The 22,247-nt window shown below is 35.2% G+C and carries 24 protein-coding genes and 1 pseudogene; 4 read left to right on the forward strand and 21 right to left on the reverse strand.

From position 1 onward, the window contains the following. The 17 genes from OR571_RS11225 to OR571_RS11305 form a co-directional block, all read right to left on the reverse strand. A complete protein-coding gene (locus OR571_RS11225; RefSeq protein WP_282242888.1) occupies window positions 1-762 on the reverse strand; it encodes a hypothetical protein in 762 nt (253 codons plus the stop codon). Continuing rightward, entirely contained in the window at window positions 744-1,223 is a 480-nt protein-coding gene (locus tag OR571_RS11230; protein WP_282242890.1) for an asparagine synthase-related protein, read from the reverse strand. The genes OR571_RS11225 and OR571_RS11230 overlap by 19 nt, the downstream gene beginning before the upstream one ends. Continuing rightward, complete coding sequence (locus OR571_RS11235; protein WP_282242892.1) at window positions 1,217-1,558, reverse strand: hypothetical protein; 342 nt, start codon at window positions 1,556-1,558, stop codon at window positions 1,217-1,219. The genes OR571_RS11230 and OR571_RS11235 overlap by 7 nt, the downstream gene beginning before the upstream one ends. A gap of 16 nt (window positions 1,559-1,574) precedes the next feature. Next, entirely contained in the window at window positions 1,575-2,048 is a 474-nt protein-coding gene (locus OR571_RS11240; RefSeq protein ID WP_282242893.1) for an MATE family efflux transporter, read from the reverse strand. A gap of 22 nt (window positions 2,049-2,070) precedes the next feature. Next, window positions 2,071-2,943 (reverse strand): lipopolysaccharide biosynthesis protein, encoded by an 873-nt coding sequence (locus tag OR571_RS11245; RefSeq protein WP_282242894.1) that lies wholly within the window; start codon window positions 2,941-2,943, stop codon window positions 2,071-2,073. Window positions 2,944-3,124: 181 nt separating this feature from the next. Continuing rightward, window positions 3,125-4,234, reverse strand: a complete 1,110-nt coding sequence (locus tag OR571_RS11250; protein WP_282242895.1) for a glycosyltransferase — start codon at window positions 4,232-4,234, stop codon at window positions 3,125-3,127. Window positions 4,235-4,438: 204 nt separating this feature from the next. Then, window positions 4,439-5,647 carry a glycosyltransferase family 4 protein gene (locus tag OR571_RS11255; protein ID WP_282242896.1) on the reverse strand — a complete coding sequence of 403 codons (1,209 nt, stop codon included), beginning with the start codon at window positions 5,645-5,647 and terminating at the stop codon, window positions 4,439-4,441. A 27-nt stretch (window positions 5,648-5,674) separates the two neighbouring features. Next, window positions 5,675-6,298: an acetyltransferase gene (locus OR571_RS11260; protein WP_282242897.1), complete on the reverse strand. Its 624-nt coding sequence runs from the start codon at window positions 6,296-6,298 to the stop codon at window positions 5,675-5,677. After that, window positions 6,295-6,939, reverse strand: a complete 645-nt coding sequence (locus tag OR571_RS11265; protein ID WP_282242898.1) for a sugar transferase — start codon at window positions 6,937-6,939, stop codon at window positions 6,295-6,297. The genes OR571_RS11260 and OR571_RS11265 overlap by 4 nt, the downstream gene beginning before the upstream one ends. A 6-nt stretch (window positions 6,940-6,945) precedes the next feature. Further along, entirely contained in the window at window positions 6,946-8,055 is a 1,110-nt protein-coding gene (locus OR571_RS11270; RefSeq protein ID WP_282242899.1) for a DegT/DnrJ/EryC1/StrS family aminotransferase, read from the reverse strand. A 112-nt stretch (window positions 8,056-8,167) separates the two neighbouring features. Then, window positions 8,168-9,046 carry a UTP--glucose-1-phosphate uridylyltransferase GalU gene (galU, locus tag OR571_RS11275; RefSeq protein WP_282242900.1) on the reverse strand — a complete coding sequence of 293 codons (879 nt, stop codon included), beginning with the start codon at window positions 9,044-9,046 and terminating at the stop codon, window positions 8,168-8,170. A gap of 103 nt (window positions 9,047-9,149) precedes the next feature. Continuing rightward, a complete protein-coding gene (locus tag OR571_RS11280) occupies window positions 9,150-9,704 on the reverse strand; it encodes a glucose-6-phosphate isomerase (protein ID WP_282242901.1) in 555 nt (184 codons plus the stop codon). A gap of 139 nt (window positions 9,705-9,843) precedes the next feature. Next, window positions 9,844-10,014, reverse strand: coding sequence for a hypothetical protein (locus tag OR571_RS11285; RefSeq protein WP_282242902.1), 171 nt, complete (start codon window positions 10,012-10,014; stop codon window positions 9,844-9,846). A gap of 412 nt (window positions 10,015-10,426) precedes the next feature. Next, window positions 10,427-12,262 (reverse strand): polysaccharide biosynthesis protein, encoded by a 1,836-nt coding sequence (locus tag OR571_RS11290; RefSeq protein ID WP_282242903.1) that lies wholly within the window; start codon window positions 12,260-12,262, stop codon window positions 10,427-10,429. A gap of 220 nt (window positions 12,263-12,482) precedes the next feature. After that, window positions 12,483-13,250 carry a tyrosine-protein phosphatase gene (locus OR571_RS11295; RefSeq protein ID WP_282242904.1) on the reverse strand — a complete coding sequence of 256 codons (768 nt, stop codon included), beginning with the start codon at window positions 13,248-13,250 and terminating at the stop codon, window positions 12,483-12,485. 177 nt (window positions 13,251-13,427) lie between these two features. Then, on the reverse strand, window positions 13,428-14,147 hold the full coding sequence (locus OR571_RS11300) for a CpsD/CapB family tyrosine-protein kinase (RefSeq protein WP_282242905.1): 720 nt from the start codon (window positions 14,145-14,147) through the stop codon (window positions 13,428-13,430). A 4-nt stretch (window positions 14,148-14,151) separates the two neighbouring features. Next, window positions 14,152-14,877 carry a YveK family protein gene (locus OR571_RS11305; protein ID WP_282242906.1) on the reverse strand — a complete coding sequence of 242 codons (726 nt, stop codon included), beginning with the start codon at window positions 14,875-14,877 and terminating at the stop codon, window positions 14,152-14,154. A 158-nt stretch (window positions 14,878-15,035) separates the two neighbouring features. On the opposite strand from OR571_RS11305, the gene OR571_RS11310 reads away from it, so the two are divergent. After that, the gene (locus tag OR571_RS11310; protein WP_282242907.1) at window positions 15,036-15,854 is read left to right on the forward strand and encodes an SGNH/GDSL hydrolase family protein; all 819 of its coding nucleotides are present in this window, start codon (window positions 15,036-15,038) and stop codon (window positions 15,852-15,854) included. A gap of 12 nt (window positions 15,855-15,866) precedes the next feature. Continuing rightward, a pseudogene (locus OR571_RS11315) lies at window positions 15,867-16,794 on the forward strand (LCP family glycopolymer transferase). Between the two features lie 47 nt (window positions 16,795-16,841). On the opposite strand, the gene OR571_RS11320 reads toward OR571_RS11315, so the two are convergent. After that, on the reverse strand, window positions 16,842-17,558 hold the full coding sequence (locus OR571_RS11320) for a flagellar basal body-associated FliL family protein (RefSeq protein ID WP_282242908.1): 717 nt from the start codon (window positions 17,556-17,558) through the stop codon (window positions 16,842-16,844). Between the two features lie 135 nt (window positions 17,559-17,693). Then, a complete protein-coding gene (locus OR571_RS11325) occupies window positions 17,694-18,923 on the reverse strand; it encodes a hypothetical protein (RefSeq protein WP_282242909.1) in 1,230 nt (409 codons plus the stop codon). Between the two features lie 231 nt (window positions 18,924-19,154). On the opposite strand from OR571_RS11325, the gene OR571_RS11330 reads away from it, so the two are divergent. Next, window positions 19,155-19,409, forward strand: coding sequence for a hypothetical protein (locus OR571_RS11330; RefSeq protein WP_142537854.1), 255 nt, complete (start codon window positions 19,155-19,157; stop codon window positions 19,407-19,409). Between the two features lie 50 nt (window positions 19,410-19,459). On the opposite strand, the gene OR571_RS11335 is transcribed toward OR571_RS11330, so the two are convergent. Then, entirely contained in the window at window positions 19,460-20,515 is a 1,056-nt protein-coding gene (locus OR571_RS11335; RefSeq protein ID WP_282243149.1) for a YecA family protein, read from the reverse strand. A gap of 398 nt (window positions 20,516-20,913) precedes the next feature. Between OR571_RS11335 and OR571_RS11340 the strand changes: the two genes are divergently transcribed. Continuing rightward, a complete protein-coding gene (locus OR571_RS11340) occupies window positions 20,914-21,576 on the forward strand; it encodes a hypothetical protein (protein WP_282242910.1) in 663 nt (220 codons plus the stop codon). Between the two features lie 117 nt (window positions 21,577-21,693). On the opposite strand, the gene OR571_RS11345 is transcribed toward OR571_RS11340, so the two are convergent. Then, window positions 21,694-22,176, reverse strand: a complete 483-nt coding sequence (locus OR571_RS11345; RefSeq protein ID WP_282242911.1) for a sigma-70 family RNA polymerase sigma factor — start codon at window positions 22,174-22,176, stop codon at window positions 21,694-21,696. Window positions 22,177-22,247: the final 71 nt, after the last annotated feature.

A 22,247-nucleotide genomic window follows, 5' to 3' on the forward strand; every position in this document is an offset into this window, starting at 1 on the left:
TTAGATTTCTAGTTCATTTTCAATTTCTAATATTGTGTTTAACACAAATAATGTATTTATGTCAGTTTTCCATAAAGGCTTATTCCATTTACTAATTTCAACTTTTATATCTTGATCAATGAGAGCTGAAACTTTTGTAGTCAAAAGTTTTATTTTAGTTGGTTTATATAATACAAAACTATAAAAATAATTATCAAGCTTATTATTAATTTTATTAAATAATGAAAGTTTTGGATTTGCTGGAACCCTAATGTGAGATTGTTTACTCTCCACAAATTGAAAATACAAATTCCTATCTACCCTATATTGAATAGAAATATTTGACCAAAACTTTATTATTTCCCTGTCCCAAAGTGGTAGTCTCCACTCATAATTATAGAATTCGTATACTCTTACAGAATTACAGATGTATTTAGCCTGTCTTTCTCGCCAATCCCACTCTTCGAAAATATCTGCTGCCACTTCATTTTTTAAATCATCCCCATCAACTAGTAATTCGATAGTCTTCTTTAGAAATACTTGATATTTTTCGTTTGAAAACCATAAGTTATAATGCTTATGTAACATAGATTCAATTAAATCATTTTTAGTAACAGTATTGGATTTAAGAAAATATTTAGGTATGTGACTGCCAGCAACAAAATCTCCTGAATGCCCTGGAATAAACACACTATTCTTAGGAATAAGGCTTTGTTTTTTTAATTTTGATACAGCTAGTAGGTCCTGAATATGAGGCATTGATGTTAGTCCATCAGCAAACATCGAGTATACTCTTCTCTCCTTACTATGGAAATAAGAATACATTTCTTTTTTTCATATGGAACAAAAATCCATTTAAAGCCTAATTGTTCCGCTACCATTTTTGATATCTTGACTTCCCAATTTGAACATAATCCATACGTAAAACAAATAACATTCTCATACCCTAAACGTTTTAACATAACTGCAATGAGACGGGAATCATATCCACCACTTAGTGGTAAAATTGCTGGTCGCCCTTCTAAGGAATCTATTAATCTTTGAAAAACTCTTACGTGTACTTGATCCAACTCTTCTACTAACTCATCTTGATTCTTTTTAGAATATTCTCCATGGTGAAATTTAAAATAGTGACTAGTTCTAAGTTCTTTATTTTTTTTATCAAAAACAAGATATTCACCGGCCTGAATTTGTTTAACATTTGTATACAGAGTATTCTTACCTGTTACATATCCCGTCAACAAGAATTCTGTTTAGACAGATCATCAATTTCACTATAACCAACCTGAGACCTGATCCATCGTGCATCATCGCTTAGATAAAATTCTCTATCTTTTACACCATAATATAATGGAATGCTTCTAACACAATCTACAGCAGCAAATATTATATCCTCATTTTCATAAACTATAGAAAAAAATCCTTTTGCACTTTTCATTTTTTCTATTAAAAAAGGAATACCATTAAAAGTGAAATTACACGGTTCATTATTACTATTTATATCTTCTTGATATCCTTTAAAATAGAATCCAGAATTCTCTATCCACTTAAAACCACTATTATTTTTCAAATATATCAACTAGTACACCCCATTATCACCAAATATTATGCATTATTAAAAAACGAATCATTAGCGAAATACTTAATGCTATTATGATTACTGACAAAGTACCTAAGAGCGATTTCCAATATGATATTCCTACTAACTTTAAGATATAGACACAGTTCCATAACCAAAAAACAATTCCACTAACAGCAAAGAGTATAATTGTTATTAACGCACTTTTGAAAAACATTGCTCCAATTAAGAGAGATACTATTCTACTTATGAAGATTGCTAAATTGAATAATAAACCGACTCCTTCTTTTTCCATGACAGTAAACAATAAAGATAAAGGAGAAGCTATAAAGACTAAAAGTAACCAAATACTTAAAACACGTGCATAGTCACCTGCTATAGCCCATGCATCTCCAAAAACAAAAGAGAAAAGTATGTCTCCGAAAGAAAATACTATTGATATTGGTACAAGACCTATAAATAACATATTTCTATAAGAACTGTATGTCATGTTTTTAAGTTTAATAGGATTTTCATATTTTAAATTTGAAGATGCTTGAAAAAAAAACTTGACCAACAGCATTTCCTAATATTGACATCGGCATATTCAATACACGATTAGATAAAGAATAAAAGCCAACTATAGTACTAGAAAAAAAAGCAGATATTATAAATACTGGCAACTGCACAGAAACCGTGTTTAATAAACCAGACCATACAGAAACTTTTGGAAATTGATCGTATCTTTTTGCTAGATATATCATTTCTTTCTTTGACACACTTGATATTTTCAATTTATCCTTCTTTATACTTCTTAGTACCAAACTTGCTGTAGCAATAAATTGCGATATAATATTACCCGCTATTAATCCAATAGCACCTTCTTTTTCGCTCCCAACAGCTAAATTAATACTCGCATTAGTAGTTGACTGAGCAACCCTATTCACAGCTAATCTCTGATATTGCTGTTTTCTATTTGACCAATAGTTGAAAGCTTGATATAAACCAGATAAAAACAGTGAAAGTGGCATGAAATAAAGCCAAGGATAAATATCATCATTTCCTAACATGCTAGCTATATTACTTCCCCATAATATAACGATTAATAGTATAACGATACTAATTCCAGTCGCAATAATAATAGAAAGTACAACAAGATTAACAGCTTCCTTATCTTCTTTAGGAAGCATAATTGCCAGTTCATATCTAGCTGTTATTGAAACTACGAATATTGAAAAAATAGATAGATATAGCGCTAATAAACCAAAATCCTCTGGCGTGTATATTCTTGTTAAGATGGGTGAAATTGCTATCGGAATCGCTTGAGCAATTGTTGTTCCAGTCAATAACGTTAAAATACTTTTAAGAAAAGGCTTTCTATCTTTTGTATTATAATTTCCGACCAATAAAAAAACGACCTCTCTTATTATGTAACTTTTTAATGAGAAATGCTGAATTGAATCTACTTTAGTGATTTCATAGGACGTATTATCTATATATTATTTTTTTTTGCAATCGCCACTAAAGGAAATATTTATATATCATTAATAGTTATAGACCATCTTTTATATAGAAAATACTTCGTTACTAAATTTCAATTAATTTTTGATAAAATTTTATAAGATTATTACTGTGCTCATCCCACTTAAATTTTTCTTTAATCTTAGTTAAATTTTCGCTCTTTATTTTCAATAATTCTTTGTTGTCACTTATTTTTTTTATAAGCTCCTCTAATTCTAGTTCATTATATTCATCTACTGTAAAACCGATATCATTAATACTAACAAAATCACCAAAGGAAGTATTTTTGTTAGTGATAATTGGAGTTCCAGATGCAATAGCTTCTAATCCTTTTACCGGAAATGCATATTTTACATTTATTAATTTGCTGTCATAAACCGCAAAAATAATATCCGTATTTTCATAATACTTTTTAATGTCTTTATAATGAAATTTGCCTGTTATATTTGTGTTTCTATATAAAGGTTGAAGTGCCTTTAATTCTTTATAGGCAACTCCAGCTCCATTCAGATTAATAGTAATATCTTTATATTTTTCGCCTATATCCATCAATTTTTTTAAAGTATCAAATTCTCTTAAACTACCTATAAAAGATATTCGTAATTTATCTGAGGAAGTTCTTCTAAATCCATTAAATAAAACTCCTTCAGGTGCATTCATTACAATAACATCTGGAGTATTTCTCACCTTTTTGACCTCGTACCTTTCTTTTTGAGAATCAGAAACATATATTATTCCATCAGATTTTCTAAAACATTCTTTTGCGATCTTTTCTAAAAAAAATTTTCTTATACCACTACTATTAAACCCGTCATAAAATTCGTGCATATCCCAAACTAGCTTTGCAGTTTTCTTAACAAATAAGCCTATAATGACACCATCAATATCATGGGCATGTATAACATCATAAGTATGCTTTTTTAAATAACGCTTAATTTGAGTAATAAACTGCCAATAACTATAAAGTTGCTTATAACCACTACCATAAGCACTTTTGGGAAAAAATCTTGTTATCTTAATACCATCATATTGCTCAGACTGTTTGTCGATATACCTATTATCTCTATCCCAACAAAGGATTTCTACGTCATAACCATTTCCTAATAATGCTTTCGCTTCCTTATATACTCTTGGATCAGGGTCAAATCCATTTGTTAATATCATTTTTATTTCCATCGATTCACTCCTAATAAGGTCAACATACTATATTTTTACAGATAAGTTCAATTTTTTATTCAGCTTATCATTTCGTAAAAATACGCACACAAAGTGATATTCAATTAATAATATTTATAAAATAATTACACTCTACTTATAAAATTCTTTAAATCAACTAATAGTATATATGCTATTAGCTGTCACCCAAACACATCAAGCAATCTATCGGAAAATATTGATTACTACAACTTCAACTATATTTTTATATGTTTGTTCTCTATCAAATTTGTCCTCAGCTAATTTTCTGCTGTTAATCCCTAGATTCCTGCTTAAGGTTCTGTCTTTATAAAGTTTTAATAACTTAACTGATAAATCTTTTGGATTATTATTTTCACAGTTTAACCCCATCTGATATTCATCTACTAAATTTTTGTACTCAACAGATTCTTGTGTATTTAGTACTGGTAAGCCAGCAGCAGCATAGTCAGCATGCTTATTAATAATACTTTGTGCAGCGCCACGACTTATTGGGTTTACAGCTATGTCACATGACTTTAAAATACCTACCATTTTTCCGTAATCTAATCTACCAGTAAACTCAGCGTTAATTTCTTGCTCTTTAGCATAGCTTTCAAACTTTTTTTTAAGGGGGCCATCACCCATGACAATAAACTTTATATTATTGATTCCTTGGTCTTTAAGAATTCTTAGAGCATCTATCACACTGGAAATATCATAACTATGGCCCAATGTACCTATGTACGCTACCCATAATTCATTTTTAGGCTTCATACTAAATTGATTCTCTAGAACTAATTTGTCAAAGTATTCTAAATCTGTACCTAAAAAAATACTATTTGTTTCTGTACATTTCTTGTTAACCTTTAATGCTCTTTTTGCATAAGTATTTGAAACAGCGATAATTTCATCAGCTGCAGCATATACGTAATCTGCTTGCCTTTTCATCGGATAAAACAAAAGATTGCTAATGAGAGGAACATTAAAAACCATTTTAAACGCCTCTGGCCACAAGTCTTGAATATCAATAATAAACCGTATGTTATTATTTTTAGCATATTCCGCTGCAACTCTTGCTAAATCCAGTGATGGGACAGCGCAATAGATCACATCTGGTTTTTTTCTATTATGTAGATATTTCTTTAAATTTCGGCCCATTAAATAATGACTATAAAAACGCTTAAGTGATACATTTTTAGAATACGCTGGCTCTAAAATAAAAGTTACTTTATAATTATACTGTTCTACTAACTTACTTCTCTTAATCTTTTTATTATGCGAAAAATCCGATGTCACCAACTCTACATCAAAGTTGTTATTAGCAAGCAAGTGTGCAAGGTAATTAAATCTATTATTCCCATTCCCATCGAAATCGCTACAAAAATGAGCTATTAAAAGAATATCTCTTTTCATTTTAAACTCCCTAAACATCTAATTTTCTTAGTCTATCTTCAACGCAGGAACTCCTATATACGTCCCCAATTCAGTTATATCCTTAACCACCACAGAACCAGCACCAAGTTTACACCCACTGGTAATATTCACGTTATTAATTACTATACTTCCAATACCTAACCACGATCCTCTTCCAACTTTCACCGTACCAGCTAAATGCACTCCAGGTGAAATATGAACATAATCTTCAATTATATTGTCATGATCTATCGTTGCACTTGTATTAATAATGCATCCTTTTCCAATTTTGGTACAACTGTTAATAACAACTCCGGCCATAATTACTGTTCCAGATGCCAACTCAACTTGCTCCCCTATAACACTTTTAGGATGAATTAAAGTAGGTATACTTGCACCTTCTGCCTCAAGTTGCTCTTGAATCTTTTCTCTTGTAACGCTATTACCAATACCTACAAATATGTCCCAATCTTTCAGATGTTTATTTACATCAATTGATTTACCAACTACTTTTATCCCCATTGATGTAATAATGTTATCATCATCATCATCTAAAAAAGCAATGCTCTTCCATTTATTCATTTTCAATGCGATGTCGGCAACTACTTTCCCGTGACCACTAGCACCTATTATGAGTAGTTTATTTTTCATATCTCTATTCTTTCCTTTTTAGTTCCCTTGAAAGGTTCTATCGTTGCGGAAGTCTCTGAATTAATACCTTCTCTTACAAACACCTTTTTTAGAGTTAGAAATATTATCTTCCAATCCACGATGAAACTTACATTGTCTACATACTTTACATCTAGATTAAATTTATCTTCCCAACTGATTGCATTCCTTCCATTTATCTGAGCCAAACCAGATAAGCCAGGTCTAACATTATGGCGTCGTTTTTGATGTTCATTATATAGAGGTAAATATTGCACTAATAACGGCCTAGGTCCAATAATTGACATATTCCCTTTTAAAATATTAAAAAGTCCAGGTAACTCATCAAGGGAAGTTGAACGCAAGAGTATTCCAAATTTAGTAAGCCTTATACTATCAGGAAGTAAATCTCCATTCTTATCTGTTTTATCTGTCATTGTCCTAAATTTATACATAATAAAAATCTTTTCATTCAATCCAGGCCGTTCTTGCTTAAACAACACCGGGCTACCTAATTTAGTTCTAACTAAAATAGCAACTATCATTAGAACCGGACTTAAAACTATAATAGCAATCAATGATAATATAAAATCCATCGGTCTTTTTATAAATTTACAATAAATACCGCCTCTAGAACGTTTCATTTATATTCACCACAATTTCTTAATAATCTTTATAACTCTTTCCAAATCCGCATCAGTCATCTTCGTATCACTCGGCAAACAAACACCGTTCTCAAACAACTTCTCCGATACATCCGTGCCAACAAAATCATACTTCTCAAAGTATGGCTGCATATGCATCGGCTTCCATATCAGTCTTGACTCAATATTCTCCTTTTCAAGAGCATCTATAACATCTATCGGTCTAACCTTGCCATATAAAGTCATGCTACTTAACCAGTAGTTAGGTTCATTCCACTCATTACTAGGCATAAACTCAACACCATAAAGTCCACCAAGTTCTCTTTTATAAAAGTTAAAAACATAATTTTTCTTTGCAACTCTATCCTCCAATACCTTAAGCTGCCCTCTACCAATCCCCGCAACGACATTGCTCATACGATAATTAAATCCTAATTCGCTATGTTGATAATGCCTCGCCTGATCCCTTGATTGAGTAGCCCAAAATCTCGCTTTGGCAATTCTTTCATCATTATCAGAAACGAGCATTCCTCCACCAGAAGTTGTGATGATTTTGTTTCCATTAAAAGAAAAAACGCCATAATCACCGAAAGTCCCGGTATGTTTTCCTTTATAGTAAGTTCCTAGAGATTCTGCAGCATCTTCTATTAAAACAACATTATGCTTTTTACAAAGTTCTACTATTTTATCCATATCAGCAGATAAACCATAAAGATGAACAACTATTACTGCTTTTACATCAGGATACTTTTCAAAAGCCTCTTCCAACGCTTTAGGACTCATATTCCAAGTTTCATAATCACTATCTATAAATACAGGTATGGCATTTTGATAAATAATAGGATTAGCTGTAGCAGAGAACGTTAAGGTTGAACTAAAAACTATATCCCCTTCATCTACTCCCGCCGCCTTAAGTGCAAGATGAATTGCTCCAGTTCCAGAACTCAATGCTGCTGCACCTTTGGAACCAACTTTCGTAGCCAGTTCATTTTCAAATTCATTTACGTTTTCGCCAAGAGGAGCAATCCAGTTTGTATCAAAAGCTTCTTTTACATATTGCATTTCATAACCTTCATCACTCATATGTGGGGATGAAAGAAAAATTCTATCTTGCATTTTTCAAGACTTCCTTCCTATTAAAGCTTCTTTTTATAGTCAATGAAATTATGTATTTATTTCTTTATCTTAAAAACACAAAGCCCACCAAAATGGGCTTCGTACTTATTTCCTACTTCACCAATCGACTAGTCATCAACTCATCAAGATAAACCAGTAAATCTTCCCGCAACCCTTCGTCTTGTAAAGCCATCTCAATAGTAGTCTGGATAAACCCTAACTTCTCCCCAACATCATACCGCTTACCTTCAAAGTCATAAGCAAATACATCCTGGTCTTGGTTAAGCTGTTGAATCGCATCCGTCAACTGAATCTCCCCACAAGCCCCAGTTTCCTGCCTTTCCAAGAAACCGAAGATTTCCGGAGTCAAAACATAACGCCCCATAATAGCCAAATTAGAAGGAGCCGTACCCTGTGCCGGTTTCTCCACAAAATTACTAACTTGATAACGTCTTCCTACTTGTGCCAATGGATCAATTATCCCATATCGATGTGTATTTTCATCCGCAACTGTCTGCACACCAATCACAGAAGACCCAATATCATCATACTGTTCAATCAATTGTTTCAAACAAGGCTTCTCAGCTTGAACGATATCATCACCAAGCAACACAGCAAATGGCTCATCACCGATAAAATTGCGTGCACACCATACGGCATGTCCTAATCCTTTAGGTTCTTTTTGTCGTATGTAATGGATTTCAACCTTTGAAGATTGATTCACTTTCTCCAGTAGATCGAACTTCCCTTTTCCCATCAAGTTTTCTTCAAGCTCTAAATTTCGATCAAAATGATCTTCTATTGCACGTTTTCCTTTACCCGTAACAATAATAATATCTTCTATGCCAGATTCGATTGCTTCCTCCACAATATATTCTATAGTAGGTCTATCGACAATCGGCAACATTTCTTTTGGCATTGCTTTAGTTGCGGGCAGAAAACGTGTTCCTAATCCCGCCGCCGGTATAATTGCTTTTCTCACTTTTTTCATTTCTCATCACCTATACCTTATTTATTTAGCTATCTCAATATTCTTCCCAAGTAAATCAAACATCTTCTGTTTATATGCTTCCACACCAGGATGATCTAAAGGATTAACTCCTTGTATATAAGCACTCATTGCAAAATGCTTTCATAAAAAAGTACATTAAGTAACCCAAATGGGACTCGTCTAACCGTTCAACCTCAATGCTAATTACAGGAACACCGCCCTCTACATGGGCCATCGCTGTTCCTTGGGTAGCGATATCATTGATGGTATTTAATGTTTTATCGCTTAAATAGTTCAACTGATCTTTGTTTTGAACCTCATATGGGACTTCACAATCTTCCCCTACTTCGTGGAAGTGCAATAACGTTTCAAATAAAAATCTTTTCCCATCTTGAATATATTGTCCTATGGAGTGAAGATCTGTTGAAAAGGAAACTGCTGCTGGGAATATCCCGTCATGCCCTTTCCCTTCACTTTTCCCAAATAATTGTTTCCACCACTCAAGAAGATTTTTTAAAGCAGGTTCAAATGATGTTAATACTTCCACTTCATATCCTTGTGACAGCAATAATTGACGAGTTACTGCATATTGATATGCTGGATTTGAGAAAATATCATTTGCTTGTAGTTCTATCGCTGCTTTTTTTGCGCCATTCATTAACGTTTGGATATTGTATCCTTGAACTGCAAGTGGTAATAATCCAACTGGAGTAAAGACGGAATAGCGACCTCTGATATCATTTTCTATGATAAAGGAGCGATAGCCTTATTCATTCGCTGCTCTCGAAGAGCTCCTTTTAGCTATCTGTTGTGACGATTATTCGTTCATTTGCTTTTTCAACGTATTTTTCTTCCATGTATTTTTGTAAAATACGAAAAGCAATTGCCGTTTCTGTTGTTGTTCCTGACTTGGAAATAACATTTATATATACATCCTTGTACTTTAAATACTGTAATAATTGATTCATATAGCGACCGCTTAGATTTTGTCCTGCATAAATTACTTCAGGGAACGACTCATCTACTCGAAAGCAGGGCTAAGTGCGTCTTGTATTGCTTTTGACCCTAAATAGGATCCACCAATTCCAATGACTACAAATACTTTAGCATCCTGACGCACTTGCTTAGCAATTTCCAACATGTCCTCTATTTGAGCATCATGATTTTCAAGCGGATACTCTAACCACCCTAAAAATTCGCTTCCTACTAAAGTTCTAGAGTGTATCCCTTTATTAATATTCTTACCAGACTCATTTATATAGAAGTAATTCTTCCTGTTGAATATAAGACTCTAAATAGTTTGTTTGTAACTTTAGTGTCATCTTTATCTCCAATTGAAAAATTCAAATTTTTAGTATCGAATCAACATGAAATCACATGTTACATACTCACTATCTTTTGCTCTACTTCAACATTTTTTTGATTAGCTACTCCTACTAATGTATCTTTTAATACATCCATAGAAAGTTCAGGTATCTTTTCAAGTAGGTAATCTAATTCACTACCTGTAATCGGTGTAGCCTTCCCAATATAAATCTTTGGAAATACTACTTCGCTCTGTCTTTCATTTTCATTCATCAATTCTTCATATAGTTTTTCTCCAGGTCTAATTCCTGTTTCTTTCACTTCAATCTCGCCTTTTGAATATCCTGATAATCGAATGAGATTATTAGCTAAATCCACAATTTTCACTGGTTCTCCCATATCGAGGACGAATACTTCGCCACCACTCGCAAGTGTACCTGCTTGAATTACTAGTCTGGAAGCTTCTGGAATGGTCATAAAGTATCTCGTCATACGTTCATCAGTGATTGTCACTGGTCCTCCAGCCATTATTTGTTTCTTAAATAATGGTACGACACTACCTCTTGAACCAAGTACGTTTCCAAATCGTACAGCCGCAAACTTTGTCTCACTTTTTCTCGCAAGATTCTGAACAATCATTTCAGCAAAACGCTTCGTTGCACCCATTATGTTCGGTGGGTTAACTGCTTTGTCAGTGGAGATCATAACGAAGTATCCTACACCGAACATGTCCGCAGCCTCTGCAACGTTTTTCGTACCAAAGATGTTATTTTTCACTGCTTCCATTGGATTGTATTCCATTAATGGCACGTGTTTATGAGCCGCAGCGTGATAAATTACATCTGGTTTGTATTCCGATACGATATCGAAGATGCGATTGCGATCTTGGATATCGGCGATTATTGGAATTATTTCTGTATTTGGTGAAACTTTTTTACGTAATTCCATGTCTATAGTATAGATAGAATTCTCGCCGTGACCGAGTAAGATGAGTTGTTTTGGATCGAATCTTGCTACTTGACGACAAATCTCAGAACCTATTGAGCCGCCCGCTCCAGTGATGAGAATTTTTTTGTTTGTCAGTTTCGTAGAGATCGATTCTAGATCTAGTTCTACTTCGTCACGGCCGAGTAAATCTTCTATTTTCACATCTCTTATTTCATTAATAGAAACTTTACCAGTTAGTAAATCTTCTATAAGTGGCATGATCTGTGTATGAATACCGGTATCAAGACATTTTTGCATAAGCATCGAACTCGTTGGTTTATCGAGTGATGGAATAGCTATAATAATATGTTCGATATCTAAGTCTTGCACTGCATCTGCAATGGTGTCTGTTCCACCTAATACACGTATATTAAAGATCTCTAATCCTTTTTTCGTGGAATCGTCATCTAAAAAAGCTATCGGTTCTAATTCAGCTTCGCTATTACGTAATAACTGCCTTGCGATCATCGTCCCCGCGGAACCCGCTCCTATTATAAGGGTTCGTTTCTTTTTACTAGTGAACTTTTCACCTGATATATAAGTGTCTCGAATGATTCTCCAGGAAAGCCTAGAGCCTCCGATTAGTAGAATATGAAGCATCCATGTAATGGATAATGCGCGATACAGGATGTCCCCTTTTACGATAGATTGAATAATTGCTACAGCTATGATTGAAAATGTTACTGCTTTAAAAATCGACACTAACTCTCTTACTGATGCGTATTCCCATACCTTTCGATAAAGTCCATAAAACATCGCAAAACCATGATGTGCTACAAAAATTGTAAGTGAACTTATTAACAAAAAAGTGTCAGTAAAAGGGTTGTTTATCGGATGCAATAAAAAATAGCCAATATAAATTGAAAACAACACGATGCAAGAATCCACCACTACTAACATCGACATTCTTTTTCTCAACGACATCCAGCACCCACCATTCTTTATACATTTTTGTATATTCTTTTCCATAAATGATTATAGCACTTTTGTATCATGCTTACTTGACTTTCTTTCCTGCACTTATTGCTTTTTACAGTTAAATGGATTAAAAGAACTATTATATATATATCTTTTATCTATTAACCTGATTCAATTTTATCATTCGATAATTAATTATCAGACAAATCTATTAATTAACACTGAATCATGCAAATATTTTCCACCACTTAGACTTTTGTAGTTCTTTTGGCTCTAATATAATTACTTCAATATTTTCTACTATTCTTGCATTATTCTCTAGAAAAATATCGACTGCATCTAATCTTTTATGCTTTTCCAAGTAACGTAGACCAGCATCAAAAAGAAACGGGCGTGTTTTTGCGTGATGAACATCTGATCCGTATGTATGGACTAAGTTAGCATCCACCAATTCAAGCGATTGCTTTTGAATATTTCTACCGAAATGACCAGCAAGACTCCCTGCCGTAATTTGAGCTAATGCCCCGTGATTGATCAGTTTTAGTAATCTACTTGGTTTTTCTGCAATTGCTCGATTTCTTTCTGGGTGTGCAATAATTGGTACTTTGTCTAAATTTAAAATCCCTTGAATTATTTGAATAGTGTAAGCAGGTATTCCCCCAGTCGGCAACTCAATCAATACATACTTGGAATCTGCCAGTGTTAGGAGCTCTCCATTTGTTAATCTCTCAATAGTAGATTGTCCTATCCTTATTTCTTGGCCAGGATGAATATTCATCGATAAATTGTTTTTTCTCATCTCTGCATTTAGCAGTTCTATTTTTTCGAGTACTTCTATTTTGGAGACATCATAATGCGGATTGTCTGCATGCGATGTCGCAATAATATCTGTGATACCCTCCTTTACCGCTTGTTCTATTAACTCCATCGATTCTGCTACCGTTTGTGGTCCGTCATCTACTCCTGGAAGAATATGCGCATGTATGTCAATCATCTTTCATTACCCCTTTTTTCTATTTACTGCTTGTTCTATTAACTTAACGAGATAGATAACGGTTGTGGCTTGTTATCCACGCTAAGGAAAATATGCGCATGCATAACACTCACTTTTCATTACCCCTTTTTCCTATACGTTAAACGAAAAAAAGAATGATTAGGTAAAATTACCTACTCATTCAGCGTTTCCATAATACTGATAGTAATAATGGTCCTTCTGTAATTGGAAGTTGTTCAGGACTACTCCAATAATGTTCGCTTGAGAGGAGACAAGTGCTTCTTTTGCTTTTAGCACATTATCTTTTTCCGTTTCTCCAGCACTCATTATTAAGATGGAGCCTTCACACTTGTTGGCCAGTATTTGAGCATCTGCTACTGATAAAATAGGCGGAGCATCAAAAATAATAATGTCATAGATTCCCTTCATCTCTTCCATTACTTTATCCATTGTTTGAGAGCTTAAAAGCTCCGCAGGATTTGGCGGAATAGGACCGCATGTAATAATATCCAAGTTTTCTATTTCACTTGGTTTTACTACTTCCTCTACAGTAGCTTGTCGAGTTAATAGATTGGATGTACCAGTTGTGTTTGTTAGATGAAACGTATAGTGCACGGTAGGTTTCCGCATATCTGCGTCGACTAACAATACTTTTTTCCCTTCTTGTGCAAAGACAACCGCTGTGTTGGCTGCGACGGTCGATTTCCCTTCTCCCGGAGCTGAAGAGGTAATTAGAAAGGTTTTCAATTCTTTGTCTGGCATAGAAAAGTTAATATTTGTACGAAGCGTACGGAATTGTTCCGACACAATGGATCTTGTGTTCACACTCGTGATAAGCTTTCGCGCTACGGTTTGAAGAGCGCGTTTTTTTGTATTTTTCGCTTTTGCTCTAGCCATTTAACTACCTCTTTCTTCTCTGTGGCATTTGTACCATTGTTTGTTGAATCTCTTTATCTGAAATTGTGCTGATCAATCCGAGTATCGGTAAGTTTAAGATTTCTTCGATATCCTGTTCTGTTTTCATCGTAGTATCTAAGTATTCTAATAGAAATGCGATTCCTACTCCTAGCATCAAACCGATAACAGCTGCAATTGCCATATTAAGCATTGGGTCCGGTTTTACAGGAGTTGGATTTTCTCCAAGTAAAGCTGGTGTAAGTATACTTACATTGTCTACCTTCATTAACTTTTTAATTTCTTCTTGGAATACAGTAGCTGTTGTATTGGCAATATCCACCGCGACATTTGGATTGGCATCTTGCACAGTAATATTCACTACTTGTGAGTTTTGTTCATTTTTGACTGTAATTTGATTGGTTAAAGCGGCTGGCGTGGTGTTAAGATCTAGCTGTTCAATTACTTTACTTAAAATTGCGGGACTCTTAATGATTACATTGTATGTATTTATTAGTTGTAAGTTCGTTTGTATGTCTTGGGAGTTTAATGTACTAATATCTACTTTTTCTTGATTGACTAGAATTTGTGTCGAAGATTGATAAATGGGTGTCAGATAAAGAAAGCTAACAACTCCACTGACTGTTATGGCGATAATGGTTGTCAGTATGATTAATAGTAATCTCTTTTTCAGTGTTTTAAATAAATCCTGGAGGCTAATTGTTTCTTCCATTAACTGATAACTCCTTTAATTTTGATTCTTCTATTTTCGATATAGTATAGCATATGTCGGCATGATACGCCTTTATCTTTAATATTCTATCATAGAGAAGTATAATATAACCACAACAAGTGAAAGATTACCTATTTAGGAGGAAAGGAGGGATTCAGGTGAAATATGGACGGATGATAGCAATAGTTATTTCCGCTATTTGTATTATTTTGCTTATTTCTAGTTATCTTACGTGGAAATCGAGGCTCGAGCATGTTAAAGCAGGTACAAAAACAATCCATTCTACCCAGATAGAATTAACAGAAAAAGAAGATGTCATATTACCTAAAAAAGAGGAATCTGTTGCTTTAAGTAGAACAATTGTCGAAAATTCTATAAAAAATGCGGATAAAAAAGTACAAAACTTACTATTAAACCGACTAGATGCGGGGGCAAAAGTTCAGCTACTCATCGTTGGCTCTAGCTCGATGGAAGAAGGAGCACCAGGCTATGCATCTTTACTTAATAATGCTTTAACAGATACATATGGAGATTTTGTCGAAACAACTGTTTTGCCGTTTGATGGTACGTCTAAACAATTTATCGAAGGAAATATGGCAGACCTTGACTGGGAAAAAGGGTATGACCTTATTCTTTTAGAACCATTTACGCTTAATAATAATGGAAAAGTAAAAATTGAAGACGAACAGAAGCATATTATAGCGATCAAGGATAAGGCTTTAGAAGAAGTCTCCGATGCTGTAATTGTGTTACAGCCTTCTTATCCTATCTATAATGCGAATTTTTATTTAGTACAAATTCGCTCTCTTAAGAATTTTTCGGCTACAAATGCATATCCTTATATTAATCATTGGAGTGCTTGGCCAGATACGACTGACTCTAGGTTGAAATCTTTGTTAACCGAAGACCAGAGACCAAATAGTGAAGGTGCAAAAGTGTGGGCATCCCCTCTGATTACTTATTTTACCGGAAAATAACGGAGGAATGCGATGGAGTCTTCGACTGAAAAGAAGAGAAAAAAATGGCCCAAGATTGTCGGCATTATCGTAGTTAGTATTCTTGGGTTGATAGTTTATGGCTCCATAGTTTACAAAGATTTAACTGAGACGGCAAAACAGATGCATGAACCTATTGAACGCAAAGTGTCCGAGAAACGAAAGGAATCTGTTGCATTTACGAAGAAGGAACCTTTTTCTGTACTTGTTCTTGGAGTGGATGAGCGTAGCAATGATAAAGGGCGCTCGGATACAATGATCGTGATGACAGTCAATCCAACTTCTAAATCTACTAAAATGCTCAGTATCCCTCGAGACACCTACACGGAGATAATCGGTAGAGGTGTGACGGACAAGATTAATCATGCATATGCTTTTGGTGGCATTGAGATGTCGATGAATACTGTAGAAAATTTACTCGATATTCCCATAGACTATGTTGTACAAGTTAATATGGAAAGTTTTAAAGATATTGTAGATGCAATAGGTGGGATTACTGTTACTAATTCTTTAAATTTCACTTCAGGTAGTTATACTTTCCCTAAAGGTGTGAACAAACTTAGTGGAGATGAAGCGCTAGAATTTACTCGTATGCGGTACGAGGATCCTCGAGGCGATTTTGGACGTCAGGATCGTCAAAAACAAGTTATACAAGCAGTATTACGTGAAGGTGCAACTATTAATAGCTTACTTAACTATAAAATATTTTGATGCAATTGGGAAGAATATTCGTACTAATATGACGTTTGATGAAATGGTCGATGTTCAAGCTAACTACCGGGATGCGGTAGGACATGTGGATCAGCTTTACATTAAAGAAGGTCAAGGCGAGACAATCGATGGAATTTGGTACTATAAGATGGATGATGAGGAGCTTTTAGCTATAAGTGCGGCTCTAAAAACTCATTTAGAGTTAAAATAAACAAAAATCCCTTTGGCAGTGAACTTTACTAAAGGGATTTTCGTTTATTATTGGCTTCCAAGTGCTTTTTTTAATATACCATCACGCCGTGCTTTTTTGGTCGCTTCGTATTCATCTTTGAAGCTTTGTGCGTAGGATTTATCGTAGCCATTTGCAGCTAGATCTTTTTCTACTGCACCTATTACTGCGTGGAAAACTGTATCCGTGCTTGCTTCTAGATCGCCTGCTGCTGCAGTGTATTTACTGTAAAAATAACCGAAATCTACTTTTTCTCCACTTGCTTTTTTGCTGTTGTATTCGGTTACTGCTCGTCCAATGAGTGCATTAATCTTGGTATCTGCTTGTGCTTCTAATCCTTCGAATGCCGGTCTGTATTTATCCTTTATCGATGCAACTGTTGGTTTTTCGGTCGAGGATGTTGTTGACGTACCCGTACCGCTTGAGTTGTTTACTGGGCTCGTTGAATCAGTGCTAGTCCCTGCCGTTTTTCCACCTAACTTTTCTTCGTTCGTTGGTGAACTTGTTGCACTAGTATTAGTATTATTATCAGATGCCTCTGTCTCTCCTATAACAACTTTCCCCTGTTCATCGATGACAAGTGCAGTTCCATCCGGGAGTTCCACTTTGTATGGGTCTGCGACAATCTCACTAACTTCTTCATCAGCCACGTCATACTCTTTAAATTTAAACATATAGAGCAAGTAGCCTCCTCCAGCGAGTATGATGACTAAAGCCGCTATTAAAAAGATTTTTAGTTTCTTCATAGGATTCTCCTTTGTCTATCGTAATTCTACCAATAGTTTAGCATGAAGAATAAGAGAAGAGTAGAATAAAGTCAGATAATGCAGAAAATCCCTTCACCTGTTGTCGATGTGAAGGGATTTGTGTATAGATTTTGCTTATTCAAATGTGATTTTAAAGTCAACGTCTAACGCTGAACCATTGTCTACAGTAATTTTAAGCGTCACTGTTTGTCCTTTTAAATCTTTTAGAGTAGCAACTCCTGCTGGGAATGCATTTGTAATATAAGTTACAGCTTCTAGAGATGTAGGATTGTGTCCATTTACTTTAGTTACACCTAATTGTTTCGTAAATGTTTGGTAGAATCCTTTTCCTAAAAAGTCTGCTACTACAAGGTCTTCTTTCACAACTTTAACCGTAAGAGAATTCGAACCAGTTGTTGAAGCTGTTGCTATATTAGATTGCTCTGCATTAAGCAATTTTACTAAACTAGCAACCTTCGTATTTAATACTTCTTGTTGAGATGGTTGAGAAGGTGTGTCATCTCCGCCACCGCCTGTTGCTGGTGGATCAACTGGAGTAACTACTGGTGGTGTCACAGGTGGAGTTACTGGTGTAGTATCGCCCACAGCTGTTTTCACTTTAGCTACTTCTGTTAACAATGCAGCAATGAATTTGTTAGTTGATGCATTTGGAAGACGGTTTAATAGCGCTTCGATTTCTGCAAACTCTGTTTTAGCTTCTGCTTTTTTACCAGCTTTCAATAAATCGTTGATTTCTGTAATTTTCATTGTGATTGTTACAGGCACCATTAATTCATTACGTTTTGCATCTGCTGGTTTTTTGTACTCTTCTAGTAGAAGATCACGAGCTGCTTTACCAGAGAAACGGTATAGAATCGCTGTTCTACCTTTTAATTGATAAGATAATTTGTGGTACCCTTTTTCCACAGCTGCAAAGTCATTTCTTTCTTGTGCTGTTGCGATTTCATTCATGATTGGCACTAAATATTTTGTTGCATAATTGTATGCATCAATATATGGTACTAATCCGCCTGAAATTTTTTCGTTGTAAAGCGTGTCGATTTCTTTCAACTTCGCATTCTTTTGTGCAGAAGATAGTTTAGAAGAGACCACTGCACTTCTAGTAAGTTGATAATTTTTCTTCGCACTGTTTAACGCAGGGTAAAGTGTGCTACTTGGAGCAAGCTTCCCATCTAGTGACGGATACACATAATGTGTCGTCGCTTTGTTCAGTTCAGCCTTTACCTTATTCACCGATTGATCCACGGATGAATTTGTCGCCCCAAATGCAGCGGATGAAAATGATAATACCGATGTGGTAAGTAGTACTGCTGCTGTCGTTTGCTTGATAAGACGTTTACTCATGTAACTCCTCCTCTTTTTTAGTAATAGATTGCCTTTAAATTGACAATATATTTCAACAATTTTAATATTACTATTTAACTGGAAACTATTCAACTTTTTTAATGGATTGGATTTCCAGTAGAAGCTAGCGATTGACAAAATTCTGAATTTTATTAACCTCTCTCCATACCAAAAGACAACAATAAGTGATATGATAAACGCAAGAAAACGCAGGAAAAGAGGAAGCTATAAATGCATCAACATTTGAGCAAGAAGAGAAAGACGGAGCATGTTATTTTAGGAGTCGATATGGGGACTAGTGACTTGATCGATATTCTTAAAAGATCAGGTAATCGGAATATTTCAGTAATAGATTATGAAGCAGAGGCGGACAAGCTTGCATTAGGATCTACCATGTTTTATTCTCCCAAATTAGCAAAGCAAGAACTAGAAGATTCGAAGAAAATAGTGTTCCATAAATACTTGGACCCTAAATTGAGACGCTGAAATTGTTCCCTGTGTAAGGAACAATTTAGCTCTATCTCTCAAATTATCTCTTACGCAGGGACAGCTGAAAACTCTTCAATTTCTTCAAAATACTTTTGAACCGTCGACGTTGATACTTCGAACATGGCTGCTATTTCTTTATTTGTCCATGGGAATTCATCTGCAGATAAACGTTCTTTTGCAAAACGGATTGCACCAGCTGCTGTGGCTCCTGCTTTTCGTGGGTTTGGAGCACATTCGGTTAAGTAGGTACGAAAAATACGGATAAGTTCGTCGTTCTTTATCCCTTTTTCTTTCATCATATCTTCCAAAGCTACGAGCATTTCTGTTTGTTTTTCCGTCATTGTTGGATCTTGTTTCTCGTTATCACTTACCATAGTCTGACTTTCCATATTGACTTTAGGTGTTTCATCCTCGCTTTTTTCACTTACATGGATGAATGTTAAGCAGTCTAGCATATGTTCACAGTAAAACGCTTGTGTATCTAGTTTGCTTTCTGTGGCAAGCTGCTTCACTTGCTTTAAGCTCTCTGAAATTCTATCTGGCAAGAATGCTACACCCGAAAGAATCATAATGCCATTTTCTCCTCGGCGACTATCCGGTAACACGATGCCTACTACATAACTTCCTATTTCAGCTTTTGAATCTCCGCCTAATGTTTCTAACTCATACACATTGCCATCCACAATTTCCTTCAATTGAATAAACGATTGCTGTGTCTCTAATACTTCCCCGATTATCATCATAGGGCTTGTCCACTTCTCTAGTACTTGAATGACAGATGGACGTATTGTTTTTTGCAATTGTTTTTCTACGTATTTTGTCCAAATATCTTGCTTTTGTAATAGTAAATAGTAATCTACCAGTTGCTGCTCGATTCGATTTGATGGCCAGAATCCTTTTAATCTTGCATTCCATTTGTTCAGTAGAAGACGAAGCTCATATATGTCTTTTCGTTCTGGATATTCTTTATAAAAGTTTTCGATGATGGAGCTCAATTCTTTGTCGACCACTTGCTGAAGCGATACGACTTCTTTGCCACCATGACATTTTTTATATTTTTTCCCACTCCCGCACGGACATGGGTTATTGCGTCCTATAGTCATTTCCAATTCATATCCCGCCTTTTTTTACCTATCATATCGCTTAGTTTAGTGGTATTGCAAACGTTTCTTCTAATGTTCTAACATTCACCAAAATCCGACTTTTTTCTATGTTTTTGCTTCCCTGTGTAAGACACAATTCAGAATTGTGTCTTACACAGGGAGTAGATAACGACTGTTTGTTTTAGACAGGATGATACCAATTGGAATATTAGTCCTACCGATCTCATACGATGTATATAAGTGAAACTTCATGCAAGTAGGGGTTTCCTACCCGTTATAGCGGGATTAAAAGAACGCAGGAGGAATTTCATATCGTATGTTCTAATTGTAGTCACGAACAAGCCATTGGGAACTTTTGTGGAATATGTGGTGAAAAATTAGAAGAGCCGAGTGTTGTAGTGAAAAAAAGATCTTCCGCTCAACAGGTTGAACCGAATATCCATATAGAAAAGATTAAAAAGCAGTCCAAAGTGTACAGAGCCTATTTTGTACAGCAATTAAAAAATCCTTCAAGAGCATTTGAGCAAGGAGAAAAGGATTTTACGAACGGCTTGCTTAGCATTATTTTGTTTGCCATTGTGTACACCATTTCTCTATTTTTAGTTGTGAACCGGAACTATTTTGGGGAGTCTTTAGGCTTTTTTCCTTTTTTCTTTCAGGTTATGTTACTTGTATTTTTGCTCTTTGGTATTGCGGTGTTTGCACTTTTTATCGCGAATAACTTTTTTGGTTCTCCAAATTCGGTGAAGGCTATTGTTAGTTTTTATGGAGGGCAGCTGTCTCCTGTTTTAGTGAGTGTTGGGCTCGCGTTTTTGCTGATGGTTATTCAATCTTTTACATATGGGCAGTTTGTATTGGTCGTTAGTTTTATATTTGCTTTGTTTGTGTTGCCGCTGTATTTGGTTAGTTTTTTAGCAACTAAAAAGGCACCTGGCATGGATTCTTTGTATGGTTTTATTCTTTATATTTTGGTGTTTGTTTTGGTGATGTTGATTTTGGTGACTATTTTGGCCGGAACGATGCTGGGGACTTATTTGGACCGGATGATTTATTTGATTTGAATGGTTGTTTGGGGTTTGTCGTTGCTTGCTTTGTCTTTTTAAGCCGTTTATTGGATTTTGGTTGCGCAAAAAGTAAAGCTCTGCAGAGATGTTTTCTTCTCTGCAGAGCTTTTTCGATTACTGGGTCAGTTTTTCTCTCAGTTTTAATAGTAAGCGTTCGCGTCTTTTTTTAATGCCTGGGATTGTTATGCCTGCGCGTGTTGCGGCTTGTTGAAGGGAGATACCTTCGACAAAAATCCAGAGCAACAGCTCGCGTTCATTTTCTGTTAAGTTTTCTAATGCGATTCCTAGTTCTTCGTTGACGAAGCTTGTGACGAGTGACTTTTCCAGTAGAATGGATAGTTTTTCATCCTCCACTACATCGATATATTCTTCCTGATGCTTTTCCTTTTTTAGCTCATCCAGCATTGCCCCGTATATGCATCGATAGGCATATGGTGCGAAATCCCCTTTCACTGCATCGAACTTTACCCAAGCTTTCCATAAAGCAATTCTTCCAGCTTGTCTATAAAGCTCATGATTTTTGTAAATATGCAATTTGCGAATGCAGGCAGAAATCATTGGTTCAAATTGCGGCAGTACTTTTTCAAAAGTGTTCACTATGCGTTCCTTTTGACTCGTGCACGATTCGGTTATTCCTAGGTAGGTTTAGGATATATGGAATTTCGCGA

Origin of the sequence: Psychrobacillus sp. NEAU-3TGS (assembly GCF_029955155.1) — a bacterium.
Lineage (GTDB): Bacteria > Bacillota > Bacilli > Bacillales_A > Planococcaceae > Psychrobacillus.